Raw genomic sequence first — 16960 nt, forward strand, 5'->3', positions numbered from 1 at the left:
CATTTGTAGGAAGTGGTCATAAACAACTGCCGGCAAGCGAGCAGGAACGAAGAATGCTTGAGCTGGAGAAGGAAGTCAAAGAGCTCCAACGAGCTAACGATATACTTCAGGAGGCTCTTGGTTTTTTCGCAGCGCGCCGAAAGAAGTAAAAGCACATGAGCGATACCGCTTTATCCACTCTATACAGACAGATTCAGATAAGGAGTGGAGTGTGGAACTATTATGCAGAATTCTTCATATAAGCGAATCTGGATATTATCGATATCTGAAGAATCTCAGTAAGCCGTCTAAGGACGCGCTTCTTTCGGCGGCAATAGACAGGATTATGAATGAATCCGATTATAATGACAATTACGGCGTGGAACGAATGCAGCTTGCCTTGGAGCAGAACGGATTCCACACAGGAAAACGTAGAATCAGGCGAATTATGCACGAAAAAGGTCTGATTCACGGCAGACCCAGACGTCCGCATGGTTTAACACGCGCTGCCACCGAAATTCAAGAGGAGGAAAATCTGATCAAGCAGGATTTTCGGGCTGATACCCCGTATCAAAAACTGCTGACAGATATCACGCAGATCGGCTGCCTGGACGGAAAACTCTATATTTCCCCGATTATGGATTGCTTTAACGGTGAGATTCTTTCTCTTCAGATGGATGACAATATGCGAAAAGAACTTTGTATCAATACACTCAAGGCAGTTGCCTGCCGGTATCCGGTTCGAGGCGCGACACTTCATAGCGATCGCGGAAGCCAGTATACCAGCGAGGCGTTCAAGAAAAAACTTTCTGAATATGGTATGCTGCAGAGCTTAAGCGGTGTGGCACACTGCTACGATAACGCCCGAATGGAGAGCTTCTTCGCAACTTTGAAGAAGGAACTGCTCTATAGAATTCCTACTTACCGAATGCCAATGGCGGAGGTTAAATCTATTATCTTTCGATATGTGTTTATCTACTATAATCGGAAGCGAGTATATACGTCGAATCCCTTAGGGCTTCCACCCGCTGTTTATAAGACACATTACCACAATATGTATCATTCATCTGCTGCTTAAAATTTGTGAGTTTTTAGACTGCACTTTTCTTGACAATTCCAACCTGAGGGGGAGATTTATATGAGTAATAAGGAAAAATCAAAAAGGATTAGAAAACTATGGGGGATAATAATCGCATCAACACTGTTCATTTTATTATATCAGTATGGAACTCAGATTATATACAGTGAGCAAGTTCAAACGGTATTTGGTGTGAGTAAGAATGCAGAGGAAAAGATATCCGGAGAATCTAAGCCTGCCCAAAAAGCAGTAATACCTATTTTGATGTTCCATCATATTGATGATGAGAGCAGCAACCCGTGGGTCATAACACAGGCAACTCTGGAAAAGGATTTGAGGACGATCCGCGATGCGGGATATCAACCGGTTTCGATGTCTCAACTGATAGAGTATGTTTATTATGGAAAAGATTTACCGGCTAAACCGATGTGTATTACGTTTGATGACGGATATTTGAGTAATTATGAACGGGCATATCCTCTGTTGAAGGAATATCAAATGAAAGCAATTATTTTTGCAATCGGAAAAACAATTGGATATCAAACATATGGCGATACTAATATCCCGATCACACCACATTTTTCTTACAAACAAGCAGTAGAGATGATGAATTCAGGATTGATAGAGGTACAGTCTCATACCTATGACATGCATCAGACGGCAAAATTAGAAACACAGAAGCCTGTTCGGGAATCTGCAGCGCAGTTAGAGGGGGAAGATGATGATGTGTATATCAAGGCACTCCGGGATGATTTAAAAAAATATCAGGACGAGTATACTGTACATACTGAAAGCACATTATTTGCACTGGCCTATCCGAAGGGACAGTATTCTGAGCTGACAGAACAAGTTGTACATGAAATGGGGTATAAGATTACATTAACTACGAAAAGTGACCATAAAAATATTATTGTTCAAAATCGACCGGAAACTTTATATCAATTAGGGAGGTTTAATGTGTCAGAGGATACAACAGCAGTTGAACTGTTGCAGTATCTGGCAGAGGGATACGTGAAATAATGATTATAAAAAGGATCCGTTATGAAAATGAGAAGATGGATATTTACCCTGCTGCTTATTGTTTGCGCAGTAGCTGTATATGTACAAAATAATGTTGTGGAAAGATTGTTACCGTTGAGGAGCATAATATTATTGGCGGCCTGGGCAAGGCAGTTTGCAGTGTCTTTGCCAAAAAAAATCCAGTACGGGTTAAGCGAATCGGCGTCAATGATGAATTTGGTCTGTGCGCCGAAAATATTGTGGAGCAGACAAAGACTCTGATGAGTAAGTAAGCAAATTTCTCTTTTTTGATAGGAACAAATGCACCACTGGGACATACGCCTTCCCAGTGGTGCATTATTTTTAAAATCATTTTTAAAGCCAGACATATGATACAGAAAATAAGATGACGACACGGACAATATATTATAACTTCATGATACATATGAATTAAACAAGCTTGTGTGAATCATATTGTCATTCTGTGTGTATCTCAATTCATATGGCGTGTGTATATCTGTGCCGATCCCCTCCGGCTCATCTGAATTTTTACCAAATTTAGATGAATCGGAGGAATTTTTATGTCTTATAACAAGGCACAGGCCGAAAAAAAGTGGCTCAAATGGAAGAACGCAGAGGAACAGCAGCTCCGTGAGATGGGTGTAGATGAGGAGATCATTCAGCGATTACATACATATGATTGGGAAGTGTTTAAGTCGGATCGTAGGTACTACGAGAAATTGTCGGACACAAGCCTGTATTCGGTGACGGAAGAAAAATCTCGCAGTTTGTATACAGTTCAAGAATTGATTCCCAGCCGGGCTTAGATCCCAGCTGCCTGATTCTTCACTCGGATCAGGGAAGCCAGTATACCTCAAAGGAATTCACAGAATACTGCGAATCAGTTGGTATAACGCAAAGTATGAGCAAGGCTGGATATCCATACGATAATGCCCCTATGGAGCGATATTACAACACTCTCAAGAATGAATTGATAAATCATCATTACTATCATTCTGAGAAAGAATTATATACATCCATCGAAGAATTTGCGTATGTCCATTATAACCATGAACGACCGCATTCTTATAATAATTACAAAACGCCTTTCGAGGCACGCTACGGGGCGTAAAACCTATGCAGTAAAAATCAGGTCAAAGTGTTACAAAAAAGCTTGACCACAACAATATAATATAAATATATAAACTAAGTATAATATTAAGAGAAAAATAGATTTTATGTGCTGCACATTAGCACGACTAACCGGAGAATAAACATATGAAAAACAACACACTCGCTCTTATGATTTCCTCCGCACTGCTTCTTTCCGCACTAACAGGATGTAGTAGCACAGGAAGAACAACTTCTAAAGCAACGGATGATACCCAAGAATCTCTCAAAACCGCAACGTCCGACAATGGATCAACTGGCGCAACTCTTACAGCAGACGACTACGACCTCTACTTGATGTCGTATACAACTGATATTATGACAGTTCACACAAACATGTTACAACTTGTTTCCAATTCAACATCTGATGATGTTGATACTGCATGGATAGCTGAATTAGAAGGCTATGAAGTTGATGGTGTTAAAGCTGTGCGAAAAATTGAAAATATGAACGCACCGTCATCCAGATTAGTCTTGCACGAGCGTGTCTTAGTATACTGCCAAGAAGCAATCGACGGATTCCAGCAAATCTCCAACGCCTGTGGAACTACAACGACCGGTGATGTGCAATTGGGTTTGGATTTAATATATTCAGCTACGCAGGGTCTTGACCGTTGTGTCCAGGGCAAAGAAAATATGCTCGAAGAACCTCAACTACTTACCAGAGACAATTCAAACTCGGACAGTTCCGCATCTGATAGCAACAACTCAAATATTATCTCTGCTGGAATGTATAAAGTTGGAATTGACATCCCTGCCGGAGAATACAAAGTAACTCCTACAGGCTCTGCCTCAGCATATTATCTTGTTGCAAATGACAGCTCTGGTGAAGTATCTAGCTGGGTTACTAACGCAAGTTTCAATGATGTGAGATACGTGACTGTAAAAGACGGTCAGTACATCACCTTAGAGCGTTGCACAGCAACCCTGGTTGAATAAAAAATCCCGTCCTGGTGTTGGCGCATCAGGGCGGGATATAAGGGGTAGGTTGAATACTCATCTCATTGCATTTTCATAAATTTATTCCTGATTTAAACGACCTCAAAGAACTTTAGAATGTTTAAACAACGTATATATTCATTGACAATTCTATTATAAGCGGTTATACTAAAGATAGAAAAAGGGCACTACCGATAGACGGTTGTCCCTGAAAAGATGTTTTACTTTAGAAGTAACCGCAACTTTTCCCGGAGCTGGCGGTTACTTCTTTTTTGTTATCTGGATGACCAGAGACACAACGCCTATTAGTACCATCGTGTAAGCGAATAACGCTTCGTATGTAACCATAGGGCATCCCTCCTCTCGCTCAGATTGGAGGGTAAGAAGCCCTCCGAGGAGGGACAACCGCCTACCGTTATTGGTAGTGCCGAATACAGCATAGCATAGCATACAACTAATTTCAACAAAAAATCCCGCCTTAGTGTTGGCGCACCAAGACGGGAACCCATAAGGGGGCAGATAAAATTTGCTAGGTTTGATCTGCCCCTTTATTTTACCATACTCAAAATGTAAAGTAAAGGAGTTGACCGAAATGAGCAGATCACGTTCAAATTACGGTTCGGGCACTTACGAAAAGCTGCCCAGCGGCAAGATGCGCTTACGTACTATGGTTGAAATGCCGGACGGAACGAAGAAGCGTAAGACATTTACCGGAAAGACACAGGCTGATTGCCGAAAGGCGCTGAAAGTCTACACCGATTCGCTGCATGAACCGGCTCCGGAGAGGCAGCCACCAACCATTGCCGAATGGGGCGATACTTGGCTTGCAGCCAGAAAGGACAGCATCGTCTACGGTACATACAAAAATTACAAACTGTATTTAGACAAGCATATTACACCCGCTCTTGGCAGTGTCCGTGTCGATCACGTCAATGCCATGATGATTGAACAGTTTTTGCAGACGAAGCGTTCTCTCAGTTTCTCGGCTCAGAAAGCAATCCGCACTGAATTGCGGATGATTCTAGATTCTGCTGTTGCTAATGATTACATGGTAAAGAATCCGATGGTAGCTGTTTCCCCTATCCGATCTCCGCAGGAGAAAACACACTTCTACGGGCTGGACGAAATCCGGCTCATAATTGCCCGCTGTGCGCAAAATCCATTTGGGTATGCTGTTTTATGGCTGTTGTCCACCGGATGCCGTTATGAGGAGCTGGCGGCGCTGAAATGGACAGATATACATGATGACGGCACCTTGCTTATTCAGCGTGTCTATGCCAAGTCAGAAGCCGGAGGCTGGGAAATCAGAGAGTGGACAAAATCACGGAAGACCCGGACGGTTGCCCTGTCTGAAACCGTGCAGAAAACCATCCCCATGATTGCCAAGACATCTGAATACATTTTCCCGAACCGGCACGGAAAACCGATGAGCTACAACACATTCCACAACAAGTATAAATCCTTCCTGCAGGAATGTGGAGTGAAGTATCTCAGCCCCCACGCCTGCCGGCATACCTATGCCACGCAGTTGGTTAACCAGAATGTCAATCTTCGTGTCATCCAGACCGCCCTCGGTCATAGTTCTACAACTGTGACAGAACGATATACCCATCCTGACATTGCAGCACAAATTGAAGCCGCAAACAAACTGCCGTACTAAGCAAAAGCCCATCCCGAGAAGGATGAGTCTGATAAATCCATGTCCAGTTTGTGTCCAAATTTCCCTGTCTAAACCAATCGTAAACGACTTTTGCAGAAAAGTCACCGAAACCGAGAATCCCAAAAAAGTTACGAAAAAAGGCTCATTCCGAAATGGAATGAGCCTTTAATACTTGGTGGGAGGTGGTGGATTCGAACCACCGAAGTCGTTGACAACAGATTTACAGTCTGCCTTGTCGCAACAATATCGCAAACAAAATTGCATTTTCATCCACAAACACACTCATTTGTGAACTTTTTTATTTTTTCACGGAGGATACGACAAAAATACGACAAAAGGACATTACTACCTATCCAGCAAAACCTTATACCCACCACAATCCGGATAAAGCCGAATAGGAACGCTTTGGAATGTCACAATTTCCTGACCATCTTCCGATCTAGACGAGCTTCCGGCCAAATCAAAGATTACAGAGCCCAGCTCGATCAAAGGAGAGTCTACGATGTTAGACCCCGCATTCGATATAAGGACATCTAACACAACGCGGTATTTTTGAAAAGGATTAGTTTCCATCCAAGCAATATCTTTTTTGCTAATCGTCAACTGTCGAGCGCAGATGGTCTGTTTTCCACAGATACAATTTCCATTTTCTACTGCCTGCTTGATCGCATCCAAATTGGATTGGTCAAACTCAACCGTTGAGATCTTGATCTGCTTACCGTGACCAAGAGCGGTAATTGTGCATCCTGATACAAAAAGAATGTTGAAATCATATGACATTTTCATTTCTCCTAAAAGTTATTTGCGAGAACATTGTATCGTATCGCTAAAATCTTGTCAACAAATGGAGAGAGAAAATCTCACTGATAAACTGATAAATTGATTATACCTGTACCTCCACATACATCCCCACCAGCTCCGCCAGAACATGGTACACCGACTGTCCGGTACTGCGTGTGCAGCGGTACATCACGCCGTCCTGCGTGTAGTACAGGCCTTCGGTCAGCTCCATGTTGCCCTCATACGGGATAGGATCGTCTGCGGTGCCCGCGTGGGTCTCACAGATTTGCGCCCACAGCGACGGTGCCGCATCCGGAGACCAGTCGGCCTGCGCCGTGTGGGACTGCAAACATTTGTACAGGGTGCCATTATAGTTCACACGCTGGTCCGCAGCGTAGGCCGTACCGGGATACCACAGCTGAACCAGTTCCGGATAGTCCAGCGCGATGCTATCATCAAACGATTCCACTGCGACCTCGATTGCGCTGCGCAGCTGGTGCGCGCGTTCCGGCGTTACATTGCCGCCGGTAAGGACTTCCGCTGCTGCTGCGCTTTCATTTGCCTGCGCTGTCCGGCTGATGTATTCTGTGATGCGTGGCATATTATTCCTCCATTTCCGCTATAACCACCGGCTCGCCGATTTCCGCGCGACCTCCGGATGTGGCATAGATTTTCACACCCAGCTCCCATGCGTCTGTGGTTTTGGTGGTATTGGGCAGATCGGCTGTTCCACCATTGGTGACGCTGACCCATGTCGGACTGGCATCTTTTGCATTGTTACTTACACGCAGCTGTAGGCTGGTGCAGTTTACTGCATTTACCATCACCCTTGCCCGCTTGGGGCGTTTATCGGATGATCCGACGTACACAACTGCATCGACCTCCCGGTACGCCTTGGCGCTATCTGGGAGCAGATAGATTGTGTCCTCCGTGCCATCGGACACGATGGTCGCTGGCGCGACCGATAAAGCGGGGCGCATCCAGAGGCCGGTGTTCGTCGCATTGTTGCTGATGGCGACGCCGTTGGCGTACACGTACCGGAACTGCGCCTCGGAGTTTGCCGACCGCAGCCACCAGCTGACCGCTGCAGCGGCCGAGTTGTATGCGATGCGCGCATTATCTCCGGTTTTGCCGGTTGCTGTCTGCAAGGCAGCCAGATACGATGCGCCTTCGTCCGGCGTTGTCGCATAGCCCAATTCTGTATACGACAATAAAAAGCACCTGCGCGCGATCACACCGATCTCTCCGGTCGTGATGCTGTTGCATTTGATCTGGGTGGATACCAAGGCTGCCCTTGTGGCCGCATCGAAGCGGCTCAGGTATCCGGCGTCCTCGTCCTCCAGCCACACATCTGCCTCGCAGCCGTCGTAAACGGCCACGTTGGCGCTGTGCATGCGCTTCTGGATGGCAACGGCCTCACGCAGGATGATGCAATTTCCACTATCGTCCTGTCCAAGATATATGTACGGCACATGGGATAATACTCCGTCTATTGTTTCATCCAGATATACTTTTTCTCCTGCGGTCAATTCCGCAATTGTGCGGGACATATTTCCACACTCCTTCCTTCGATCTTCAATTCATATCCTGCTTCCCGCAGGCGATTATCAAATCGTTCATCCATTTTCAAAACAAGATTTCTGCAGTTTCCCTCCAGCGCATGTGTACGCCAGCCGGCATACGACTGTGCCGCTTGCTCCGGAAATAACTTGCCTTCCTCAATCTGCCGCGCCATCAACCGGACGCGGTTTTTCTGCGCCTTACGCTTGTCCTTCCGCAGTCGGACGATGACCTTCCCGGTTTCCGTCAACCGGAAGGTAAAACCCAGAAAATCCACATCGCCATGATAAATGTCCGTCTTGGGGTTCAATTGCAGCCCGATTCCTGCCAGGTAATCAGCCAGCCAGCTCCAGACCGTCTGAAGCTCCGCTTTGGAATCCGATATGATATAAAAATCATCCATGTACCGTCCATAATATTTGGCATGGAATTGCTCTTTTATTTTGTGGTCCATCTCCGATAAGTACAAGTTTGCAAGCAGCTGAGATTGCTGAAGACCCAGCGGAAGCCCAACCTCCGTCATGTCCACAAACTGCAGCATGATGCGTTTGACATCGTCATCAAGAATATAGCGTTCAACCAGGGCTTTCAACCGACCATGTGGAATGGTCGCAAAATAGCTATGTATATCACATTTCAGGATATACGGACGATGCCCGCACTTCCGGTAAAACCGATGCAGGCTTTGCTTGAACAGATCTACCGCATACCGCGCTCCGCGCCCGCGAATACAAGCCGCAGTCTCCTTGATAAGCGGTCTTGTCAGCGCATCATAGGCGTAATTGTCGCAGATGGCGTGCTGAACAACCTTATCTACAAGACTGGGCACCTGGGCAACCCGGCGCTTTGGGATGTAGATTTGCTTTGTGCGCAGCGGAGACGGACAAAAGGTGCCGGACTCCAGTTGCGCTTGCAGATGATAAAGGTTTTCCTCCAGATAATATTCATACCGCGCCTGATTCGGTGCGCCGTGCTTTCCACGGCTGGAATTCTGCCAGGCACGGTATAATATATCATAATCAAATATCATGTATAGCCTGCTCCCTCATGGTCTCGGCATTGATATTTTGTATCAGGGACAGCCCTCCTTTGACGGGCTTTCTGCTAGTTTCCGCCAGATCGGGGCGCATCCAGTTGCCGGTGTTCGTCGCATTGTTGCTGTTGGCGTTGCCGTTGGTGTTCACGTACCGGAACTGCGTCTCGGAGTTTGCCGACCGCAGCCACCAGTTGACCGCTGCAGAAATCAGGGCTGCCCCATATTTTATCGTTTCTTAGTGTCGGATTTCATCCACGCAACGATTTTCCACTTGACATTGACCGTAAGTTTGCTCCAGCGATCGCGCTGCTTCTCGCTGATCCAGCCATTTTCCGCCGCAATGCGGATCATGTGTACCAACCAGATGCAGTGTGCCGCGGCATCCTGCTGCAGTTTGATGCGCGCCTCCGACCTGCGCATCTCGTTGGCCATGATGATATTTTTCTGGATCGCGACTGCGGCGGCGATGATCTGCGACACATAGCCGTCATAAAGCAACCGTGGAAACCGCGGTGTTTTGTCGTCTTTGCGCCCGCACAGATCTAGCGTCAGCGCAAGTAGATCGTCCGCCATGTTGGCCAGCTGAAAATCAGCTGACGAGGAGACGTTTGTAGACATCAACCACACCCGCCTCCGCGGACACATCTGCGGCAACGCTATAGTCGGCCACAAACACCTCAACGGCCGCAAGCGATACTCCGCTGGATCCGCCTCCGGAGCTCCCGCCCGACGGCATGACGCAAAATTCGCTCGATCGCTTAGTCATCTCGGATCACCTCCACAGTTCCCGTCTGTTCGGCTGTCACGATGACGGTGGCGGTCGTGCCCCGCTGCATCATTTCGGTCGGCTCTCTGTTGGACACGACCGTTTCCGCCATTCCGGCGGACACCATAATGGACTGGCTATCATCCCATTCCCGCAGGCAGACGCATACCGGACCAGACGTAAAATTTTTGACCCTGAACGCGATGCTTGTGGCGCGGAACTTAAATTCGGTTTTTTCACCTGCATTACAGGTTTTTCTTACCGCATCTATCATGCGATGCACCTCCTTTTCAGAAGTTATAATAACTAACTTATATTTTTTGTAAAGGGAAGCAGGTATATTACCCGGTGCGTACTGTGAATTATTCTGTGGACTTGTGGCTTTCCATCGTTCCGCCGTCTACCTGTACCACGTCCAGCAGACCCAGTGCAAACGCCACCTGAGCCAGCATTTCGCGGGTCACAATCCCATGCGGGTTGGTACCATCCAGCACACCGGCATCGGTTGCTGCTGTCCACGCATCTGCTGCCCAGCCGGACGGCGTATCACTGCCGCCAACCAGCCCCAGACGGCGCAAGACGACGGTAAACTGTTCGCGGGTCAAATTACCCTGCGGGGCTGTTCCGTCCAACACGCCCGCGGATACGGCGGCATTCCATGCATCCGTTGCCCAGTTGGATACGGCTTTCTTTGCCTGCGCTTCAGCTTCTGCTGCGATGATCTTCCTTACATCCGATTCTGTCATATCTTCCACGTCCTTTTCTGTATTTTTAGTGTCGCTGATAACCTCGCGCGAAATCAGGTAGTAGCTCGGGCTGCGGTCGATCGTAGCCTTGCCGCACTGCGTCAGGCTGGTCTTGACTACACCCTTTTCCACCACGCTGACATAGTTGCGCCGGATGGACGACGCGGTATATTTCCCGCTGTACCAGTAGCTGTCCAGCACGGTAATCGTCTGTCCAGACGCCGCTGCGGCCATCACAAAATGCCCGCTGTTGGAGAACAGCTTGTAGGCGCTGCCATTGTGCAGGATGGCCACACCACCAGCGTTCAGGTGCGCCAGCAGTTCCGCATTTTTGCTGGTGGTGCGGTATGTAAAATGGTACTTAGGGGCGGCTGACTGCAGCAGTGTGGTCATCACAGTGCCGCCGTCTACGCGCGCACCGCAGCTGACCGCCAGCTGGCACATCGTCGGGATGCTGATATCCGCAATACCAAGTACCTGTAAGGCATTGCACAGGCTGGCAGGCCCGCAGGCGGAATTATAGATGCTGTTGCTGCCGTAGCTGATCGATTTGTATTTCTCTTCCGTCTGGAACTTGACTGAATAGCCCAATGTGATTCCTCCTCTCATGCAGCTGCCTGTCTCCGGGCAGCTGAAATACGTTCCGATGCAATATCAAAATATTTCCGTTCCAATTCCATCCCGATGAAATCGCGACCGGTGTTGACGCATGCGACGCCGGTGGATCCACTGCCCATACAGTTGTCCAGTACGGTTTCGCCCGGTACTGTATAGGTGCGGATCAGATACTCCAACAGTGCAACCGGCTTCTGTGTCGGGTGAAGCTGGTGCGCATCCTTCCGGAACTCCAGCAGATGATGCGGGTATCCAGTGTACAGTTGCACAGACGGATTCTTCTTCTGGCCGTATACGCTGGACTTACTCGCGGCATTGACTTTGCCGCCGTCCAGCTTACGCAGGCCCTGTGGGTTGTACGTCGGCTTGCGCCGGTAAAACACCGCGATATCTTCGATGCATCGCATGGGCTGCACCTTGGCAAAGATGCCGCCGGTCACGTTGGCCTTGCGCCAGTACCAGCAATAGCGGAAGTCCCGCATATTGCTGTTGATCAGCTGCGTTGTGAAGGGCTGCGCCGCAAATAACACAGCTACGCCGTCGGGCTTCAGGATGCGCCGATACTGCTCCCACAGCGGGTCAAACGGGATCACGCTGTCCCATCGGCATGCCGTCGTGCCATACGGCAGATCACACAGGATCATGTCCACGCTGCCGTCAGGGATGTCCTGCATCAGGTGCAGGCAATCCCCACAAAGTAACTTCATCCATCGCCGCCCCCTCCGTCAGTTTTGTCGTCGACTGCATCCTGCGCGGCCGCCAGCGCCTTGGACAGAAACGGTGGGATCTGTGCCCCCATGGCAGCAGCGTTTTCCAGTACGCTGCCCAGCTCCGTCAGTATGTACCAGGTCAGCACCAGCGGCAGGACAAGCCCCGGCCAGCTGATGCCCAGATGCAAATTGGTTGTCACAACGTCCATCACGCCATCTGCGATCGCAGCCACCGCAACCGCGAAGATCATACCGCATTTGTGCCACAGCCCCTGTCGGGCCACACTGGACGACCAGTGACCAGACTTCCATGCGGCCGCCGTACCAGATGCATAGTCAATCGCCATGGCGGCGACCCATGCGAAACACAAAATGCCCTTCCAGCCGAGAAACGCAGCGACAGCCGTTACGAATGCGGCCACTGATACCTTAAAACAAATCAAATAATCGTTCACGTGTTTATCCTCCTTAATTATTCCCGGAAGACACGGAGGAACCAGCAGCAGCACCAGCTGCAGCCGCCGCCGCTGCCAAAGCCGCCGCCAAGGAAGGATTATTCCCTTCATTGTTTTTTACAGCGGTACCGGCCTTTGATGCCGACACACGTACCTGTGCCATCACATCAGGCACAGCGGGCTTGTACCGTGGTGTGCAAGCCAGTGTGGATGTGGGAATAATGGCAGTTGCTAAAACAGTAGCAATAATCTTTTTCATAATGAATACCTCCATTTAATCATCGATTCTCCAGCACATACTGTGCCGCGTGCAAAACCACATTGCGCAGCGTATATTCTGCGACGGATAACGTGTCCATACCGTAGTAATTTGTAGTGGTATCCGTATAAACGCCGTCGGTATAGTTGATTGACACGGCTGCTTCTACTGTGGCGGCGAATGTCATACCGCTTTCATACCACCATTTGGACGCCGTACAAAGCGTCTTATCCTTCGACACGCTGGATGGCGCCGCGCCGGATTTATCTACCAGAAGGGAAAATCCGGTTCCGAAATACTGCGGATAGTTCTTTTTGAATGCGCACGAACAGTCCACCAACGACTGATACATCAACCCCAGCCATCGGTAATCACATACCGTTGTATAGAACTGCCATTTTTCCTTGTTGTAGTTGTGGTGGTCAATGCACATATCCGGCTGAATCAAATCCGTTATGTTCATGACTAGCTGTGTTTCAAATTCGCTTCCGGCAGATGGGCCACTGTAATTGTTCGCTGCTGTGTCCTTCGTATCTTCGCTCCGCACCTTCCAGTCCTCAACAGGGAAATTTCTGTTGATATTTACCCCGTTGGCATTGCCGCGCAGTCCGTGGTACATGCCATAGCCATTCAGACACGGGATGATATAGATATCAAAGGCCGCCCGCAGCTTGAAGAAATTTTCGTCTGTCAAAACGCTGTCGCACAGCTGCTTTGCAAACAGATAGGCATTGTATGGTGCGGCATATTCATTTCCATGCACGCCGCAGATCATCAGCAGCTTCGCCTTTCTGCATGTGCCATCATTTCCGGCGCATTCGTTGGATTCTGAAAATTTGTACAAATATGTTTGATACGCCGGCGTATCTTCATATATGCTGCTGCCCGATACGCCGTTGGCATAATCGGGGTATGTCATACTGCACAGCCCCGCTGCATCTGATTTTGTCACATAGTCGGGATACGCTGTAACCAGCCCGTCAAACAGACTGTACACCTGCTCCAGCGTTTTCTCCGACAGGGTGTCGGCAGATAAATCCACGCCAGACAAATCGCCGGATACATCGCGCATAGTATAGTCGATTTCAAACCGCACAAGCGGTCGGTTGATCTTATTTTCGATTTTGACATACGCCGTGTAGGACAGATCCGTCGCAGCGCCATAATCCAAGCCGTCGCGCAGCATCGCACGGTATAAATATTGGCTGTGGTCGAAATCGGTCACCTCTGCTGACGCCTCGTAATCGATATAATCCACAAAATTTCCGTCTTTGTCATAGCGGAACAGATACAGCCATCCCAGCCGGGACGTTGTGATCTTCCGCACATCTTCCGGCAGAAAGCCTGTTCGGATACGCAGGGCAAAACTGTTTGCAGTCGGCAAACCGTCTGTACCATCCGCAGTCTTGATGTGACCCTGTTCCCACACCGGGGACAGGATATGGTCAATACTACAGATTCGTGACTGCTGGTCGCTGTCTGTTTTTTCCAGCGCCGCAATCGCCGCACCGGTTGCCGCTGCGTCTGCCGACTTTCCGGCGGCAGTCAGTTCCGTGTCCGTCAGAGTAAGCAGCTGAATATGTTCCGCATAATCTGTGTCAATCGCCGTCGTCGTTTTTACGTGTCTGGCAATCAACCGGATTTTTGATGCCTGCGCATCTTCTGCCAGCACATCTGCAACCAAAAAATCCTGTGTAAATCCAAGATCGGACACCTTCACAAATGTACCGTCTGCGGCATACAACTGTGCCCTGACATTTGCCTGATCGTCCGCTTTGACGCGAATGACATTATCGGGTATGTAGCTGATCGTGCGGATTCGGGTGTTGTTTGTATTGTTCGTTCCATCCGAATTGATCTGTCCGCTTTCCCACAGAGAGAGTGAATTGATATTGTTTTCAAGTTCTTCTGTAAATAAACGGATGTCCTGTGTGTTCTGCTGGATCTGCTCCGCCTGTTCGGCGGTTGCGCCGGTTGTTACACCGTTGGCATCCAGCCAGGCATTGACCTGCTCATCTGTCGGGGCAACGGCATCCGGGTGCTCTTGCAAATACTGATTTGTAGCTTCCGTTACATAGCGTTCAAAGGTCTCGTCATCTCCAGCTACGCCCGCCATCTTCGCCAGACTGTCCGCCATCGCATTCCGCACATCCCGTGCATAGGTTGCATTGCGGATATTCTCGACCTCTTGCGTAATGTTAACTGCCATATTTCACTCTCCATTCGCCGGCCAGCTGCGTGATGCTGGATCGACGGCAGCCAAGCGTGTATGTGTTCTGGCTGGGGTCTGCAATATGGATTTCCTCGTCCGTGCAGTCAAACCAGCCGGACACGCCGTCCGCACTGTCGGCTACATAGATTTTGTGGCCGTATTCCAGCGGGGCATCACTGTCACCGGAATAATACAGGTCAGCTGCGCTGACGGTAATTGACTCCGGCCGGTCAAGCTGGCTGTCCACGTCGGCTTGCGCTTTTTCCTTCAGGTTCGCAGCATCCGTGACGTCCTGCCATGTTTTCACTGCCCAAATACGGCCATACTGCGCAACACCGTCAGCACATTCCACAAAGGTATGATTGTCGTTTACCGATTGGATATCCAGCGGATAATCACTCCCCTCCAGCGTCGCGCCCTGAGGAATAAGTACCGTGTAAAAATCATCCGATGATGCCGCTGTCTCGCAGGACAGCAGGTTGACACCTGCGCGCACCTCCTGCCCCTCCAGCTTCGGCAGATCCGGAATATATTCCAGACCTTTTTCTACCGTTTGCGATACTACGTTTCCATTTCCGCCTTCTTCCGTCATCACGGTATACGTGACATCGACATATCCACCCAGCCGTTCTACCAGTTTTTTCCGGATGTTTGTCAAGGTGTTCGGCAGGTCGTTGTCCTGCCGATAGACGTTGTCCGTGCTGTTGGTGACGGTACAGTCGACCGACGTAAACTGTCGCATCGGATCGTCATCTCCGATGCGCGCATTGTGCCAGTCGATCTTATCCTGCAGGTATTCCGCAGGCGATGTATCATGATAGGTCTTCCTCCACTGGATCGTGTCGTTTAGGTACGCCAGCGCGCCCTCGCAAGTGACGGATTTAATGCCGTCTGCCCGGGTGATCGGTGGAATCGGCCGACATTCAAAGATCAGCCTCCCATCCCTCCACACGCGCAAATAACACTGCCGGTCAGCAATGTACTCGTAGTATGGGTGCTCAACCGAAATATTAAATTTCAGCGTGCCTGCCCGGTTGACGCCGCGCGACATCACCGGGTCAATTAACATGTTGGGGCTGTGCGGATAATGCAACACGCCGATTTTCTCGCCGCGCAGATCCAGCAGCTCGATTTTATAGATGCCAGGCGGCCGCTGTGCGGCGCTGACACAAATCATACGCATTAGTACAGCACGCCTCCCCGATAGTGCATCTGCACTGTGCAGTTGCCCTCGACTTTCACATAATGCGTCGTACCGGCACCGAACAAAAACTCCGGAAGCGTCACGCGCGGGCGAAATACACTTACATGGATCACGCCGCTGTCGTCCGTGTATTCCGGTACCGGGCCTATGTTTGTGCGATCATACCACTTGGTCGCGTCGGCAGATTCCGCATGCGACACATAAATATCGCCAAGGCTTGTAGGCCAATCCTCGCTGCCGTCGTCAATAATCTCGATTTCCAGCGCAACCGGCTTGTCCCGAGCGACAATCTCAAATATCTCCGATCCCGAAACAACGGTCGGCTCGTACTCGCGGAACACACCGTCCATCAGGTCGACAGTGTCCCATTCCTGCGGCTCCGTTCCATCGGAAATTTCATATTTGTATGGCTCTGCGGTCCAAGTGATTTTGATGCTGCCAATTCGTGATGCAGTCAAGCTCGGTACCACGCTGGATGCTCTCGCCAAAAAATAATATCCCGGATCTCTGTCAAAGATGAGTTTGCACAGCTTTCCGTTCACAAGCCGGGAAATTTCGGTCTTTTTGTACGGCCACATTGATTTCGCAAATTTCCCTCCGATTGTTGTCACGATTTCGCCTCTGTCGTAGGCCACAAAACCTCCGTATTCGGTCGTATCGAAGACGTCGGAGCTTCCTCTGATCTCTGTCTGTTTGATCTTCGGCTTTGGCGAATGAATGTAGCTGTCTGTCAGCGTGTTAAACCCAAGCGACCTGATATGTATACCGTTTATGCTGAAATTCCCAATCATT

Annotated in this window: 18 protein-coding genes and 3 pseudogenes; 7 read left to right on the plus strand and 14 right to left on the minus strand. The window is 49.2% G+C overall.

Going from position 1 to position 16960, the window contains the following annotated elements:
• Positions 1–160 precede the first annotated feature (160 nt).
• The 7 genes and pseudogenes from CBW42_RS09555 to CBW42_RS09585 form a co-directional block, all read left to right on the plus strand.
• Positions 161–1057 (plus strand): annotated as a pseudogene (locus tag CBW42_RS09555) (IS3 family transposase); the annotation flags it as partial.
• 60 nt (positions 1058–1117) lie between these two features.
• Positions 1118–2077 (plus strand): polysaccharide deacetylase family protein, encoded by a 960-nt coding sequence (locus CBW42_RS09560; protein ID WP_087020564.1) that lies wholly within the window; start codon positions 1118–1120, stop codon positions 2075–2077.
• A 98-nt stretch (positions 2078–2175) separates the two neighbouring features.
• A pseudogene (locus CBW42_RS09565) lies at positions 2176–2349 on the plus strand (transketolase family protein); the annotation flags it as partial.
• A 288-nt stretch (positions 2350–2637) separates the two neighbouring features.
• Positions 2638–2883, plus strand: coding sequence for a hypothetical protein (locus CBW42_RS14825; protein WP_205703631.1), 246 nt, complete (start codon positions 2638–2640; stop codon positions 2881–2883).
• A pseudogene (locus CBW42_RS09575) lies at positions 2862–3188 on the plus strand (integrase core domain-containing protein); the annotation flags it as partial. The gene CBW42_RS14825 and the pseudogene CBW42_RS09575, both read left to right, overlap by 22 nt.
• Before the next feature lie 146 nt (positions 3189–3334).
• Positions 3335–4165: a hypothetical protein gene (locus tag CBW42_RS09580; RefSeq protein ID WP_087020567.1), complete on the plus strand. Its 831-nt coding sequence runs from the start codon at positions 3335–3337 to the stop codon at positions 4163–4165.
• Positions 4166–4757: 592 nt separating this feature from the next.
• Positions 4758–5825, plus strand: coding sequence for a tyrosine-type recombinase/integrase (locus CBW42_RS09585; protein WP_087020570.1), 1068 nt, complete (start codon positions 4758–4760; stop codon positions 5823–5825).
• Positions 5826–6170: 345 nt separating this feature from the next.
• Here the strand turns inward: CBW42_RS09585 and CBW42_RS09590 are convergent, their stop codons facing one another.
• The 14 genes from CBW42_RS09590 to CBW42_RS09645 form a co-directional block, all read right to left on the minus strand.
• A complete protein-coding gene (locus CBW42_RS09590; RefSeq protein WP_087020573.1) occupies positions 6171–6605 on the minus strand; it encodes a hypothetical protein in 435 nt (144 codons plus the stop codon).
• A 103-nt stretch (positions 6606–6708) separates the two neighbouring features.
• The gene (locus CBW42_RS14830; protein ID WP_087020575.1) at positions 6709–7206 is read right to left on the minus strand and encodes a carbohydrate-binding protein; all 498 of its coding nucleotides are present in this window, start codon (positions 7204–7206) and stop codon (positions 6709–6711) included.
• Between the two features lies 1 nt (position 7207).
• Positions 7208–8155 carry a DUF6273 domain-containing protein gene (locus tag CBW42_RS09600; protein ID WP_087020578.1) on the minus strand — a complete coding sequence of 316 codons (948 nt, stop codon included), beginning with the start codon at positions 8153–8155 and terminating at the stop codon, positions 7208–7210.
• Positions 8131–9195 (minus strand): reverse transcriptase domain-containing protein, encoded by a 1065-nt coding sequence (locus CBW42_RS09605; RefSeq protein WP_087020581.1) that lies wholly within the window; start codon positions 9193–9195, stop codon positions 8131–8133. The genes CBW42_RS09600 and CBW42_RS09605 overlap by 25 nt, the downstream gene beginning before the upstream one ends.
• The gene (locus CBW42_RS14680) at positions 9185–9430 is read right to left on the minus strand and encodes a DUF6273 domain-containing protein (RefSeq protein ID WP_330395852.1); all 246 of its coding nucleotides are present in this window, start codon (positions 9428–9430) and stop codon (positions 9185–9187) included. The genes CBW42_RS09605 and CBW42_RS14680 overlap by 11 nt, the downstream gene beginning before the upstream one ends.
• Positions 9427–9819 carry a four helix bundle protein gene (locus tag CBW42_RS09610; RefSeq protein WP_165761122.1) on the minus strand — a complete coding sequence of 131 codons (393 nt, stop codon included), beginning with the start codon at positions 9817–9819 and terminating at the stop codon, positions 9427–9429. Before CBW42_RS09610 ends, CBW42_RS14680 begins: the two co-directional genes overlap by 4 nt.
• Positions 9820–9959: 140 nt before the next feature.
• Entirely contained in the window at positions 9960–10241 is a 282-nt protein-coding gene (locus tag CBW42_RS09615; RefSeq protein ID WP_087020587.1) for a hypothetical protein, read from the minus strand.
• Between the two features lie 88 nt (positions 10242–10329).
• On the minus strand, positions 10330–11304 hold the full coding sequence (locus CBW42_RS09620; protein ID WP_087020590.1) for a hypothetical protein: 975 nt from the start codon (positions 11302–11304) through the stop codon (positions 10330–10332).
• Positions 11305–11318: 14 nt separating this feature from the next.
• Positions 11319–12035, minus strand: a complete 717-nt coding sequence (locus tag CBW42_RS09625) for a DNA-methyltransferase (protein ID WP_087020595.1) — start codon at positions 12033–12035, stop codon at positions 11319–11321.
• Positions 12032–12493 carry a phage holin family protein gene (locus CBW42_RS09630; RefSeq protein WP_242969845.1) on the minus strand — a complete coding sequence of 154 codons (462 nt, stop codon included), beginning with the start codon at positions 12491–12493 and terminating at the stop codon, positions 12032–12034. Before CBW42_RS09630 ends, CBW42_RS09625 begins: the two co-directional genes overlap by 4 nt.
• A gap of 13 nt (positions 12494–12506) precedes the next feature.
• Complete coding sequence (locus CBW42_RS14685; protein WP_165761123.1) at positions 12507–12752, minus strand: hypothetical protein; 246 nt, start codon at positions 12750–12752, stop codon at positions 12507–12509.
• A 19-nt stretch (positions 12753–12771) separates the two neighbouring features.
• Positions 12772–14961 carry a M14 family zinc carboxypeptidase gene (locus CBW42_RS09635; RefSeq protein WP_087020601.1) on the minus strand — a complete coding sequence of 730 codons (2190 nt, stop codon included), beginning with the start codon at positions 14959–14961 and terminating at the stop codon, positions 12772–12774.
• On the minus strand, positions 14951–16147 hold the full coding sequence (locus tag CBW42_RS09640; RefSeq protein WP_087020604.1) for a phage tail protein: 1197 nt from the start codon (positions 16145–16147) through the stop codon (positions 14951–14953). Before CBW42_RS09640 ends, CBW42_RS09635 begins: the two co-directional genes overlap by 11 nt.
• Positions 16147–16959 carry a hypothetical protein gene (locus CBW42_RS09645; RefSeq protein ID WP_087020608.1) on the minus strand — a complete coding sequence of 271 codons (813 nt, stop codon included), beginning with the start codon at positions 16957–16959 and terminating at the stop codon, positions 16147–16149. Before CBW42_RS09645 ends, CBW42_RS09640 begins: the two co-directional genes overlap by 1 nt.
• Between the last annotated feature and the right edge of the window lies 1 nt (position 16960).

Source organism: Butyricicoccus porcorum (assembly GCF_002157465.1).
GTDB lineage: Bacteria > Bacillota > Clostridia > Oscillospirales > Butyricicoccaceae > Butyricicoccus_A > Butyricicoccus_A porcorum.

What these genes read in the sequence shown, in the direction of transcription:
- CBW42_RS09560 (WP_087020564.1), top strand. Translation starts at nt 1,118, where the DNA reads ATGAGTAATAAGGAAAAATCAAAAAGGATTAGAAAACTATGGGGGATA.
- CBW42_RS14825 (WP_205703631.1), top strand. Translation starts at nt 2,638, where the DNA reads ATGTCTTATAACAAGGCACAGGCCGAAAAAAAGTGGCTCAAATGGAAG.
- CBW42_RS09580 (WP_087020567.1), top strand. Translation starts at nt 3,335, where the DNA reads ATGAAAAACAACACACTCGCTCTTATGATTTCCTCCGCACTGCTTCTT.
- CBW42_RS09585 (WP_087020570.1), top strand. Translation starts at nt 4,758, where the DNA reads ATGAGCAGATCACGTTCAAATTACGGTTCGGGCACTTACGAAAAGCTG.
- CBW42_RS09590 (WP_087020573.1), bottom strand. Translation starts at nt 6,605, where the DNA reads ATGTCATATGATTTCAACATTCTTTTTGTATCAGGATGCACAATTACC.
- CBW42_RS14830 (WP_087020575.1), bottom strand. Translation starts at nt 7,206, where the DNA reads ATGCCACGCATCACAGAATACATCAGCCGGACAGCGCAGGCAAATGAA.
- CBW42_RS09600 (WP_087020578.1), bottom strand. Translation starts at nt 8,155, where the DNA reads ATGTCCCGCACAATTGCGGAATTGACCGCAGGAGAAAAAGTATATCTG.
- CBW42_RS09605 (WP_087020581.1), bottom strand. Translation starts at nt 9,195, where the DNA reads ATGATATTTGATTATGATATATTATACCGTGCCTGGCAGAATTCCAGC.
- CBW42_RS09610 (WP_165761122.1), bottom strand. Translation starts at nt 9,819, where the DNA reads ATGTCTACAAACGTCTCCTCGTCAGCTGATTTTCAGCTGGCCAACATG.
- CBW42_RS09615 (WP_087020587.1), bottom strand. Translation starts at nt 10,241, where the DNA reads ATGATAGATGCGGTAAGAAAAACCTGTAATGCAGGTGAAAAAACCGAA.
- CBW42_RS09625 (WP_087020595.1), bottom strand. Translation starts at nt 12,035, where the DNA reads ATGAAGTTACTTTGTGGGGATTGCCTGCACCTGATGCAGGACATCCCT.
- CBW42_RS14685 (WP_165761123.1), bottom strand. Translation starts at nt 12,752, where the DNA reads ATGAAAAAGATTATTGCTACTGTTTTAGCAACTGCCATTATTCCCACA.
- CBW42_RS09635 (WP_087020601.1), bottom strand. Translation starts at nt 14,961, where the DNA reads ATGGCAGTTAACATTACGCAAGAGGTCGAGAATATCCGCAATGCAACC.
- CBW42_RS09640 (WP_087020604.1), bottom strand. Translation starts at nt 16,147, where the DNA reads ATGCGTATGATTTGTGTCAGCGCCGCACAGCGGCCGCCTGGCATCTAT.
- CBW42_RS09645 (WP_087020608.1), bottom strand. Translation starts at nt 16,959, where the DNA reads ATGATTGGGAATTTCAGCATAAACGGTATACATATCAGGTCGCTTGGG.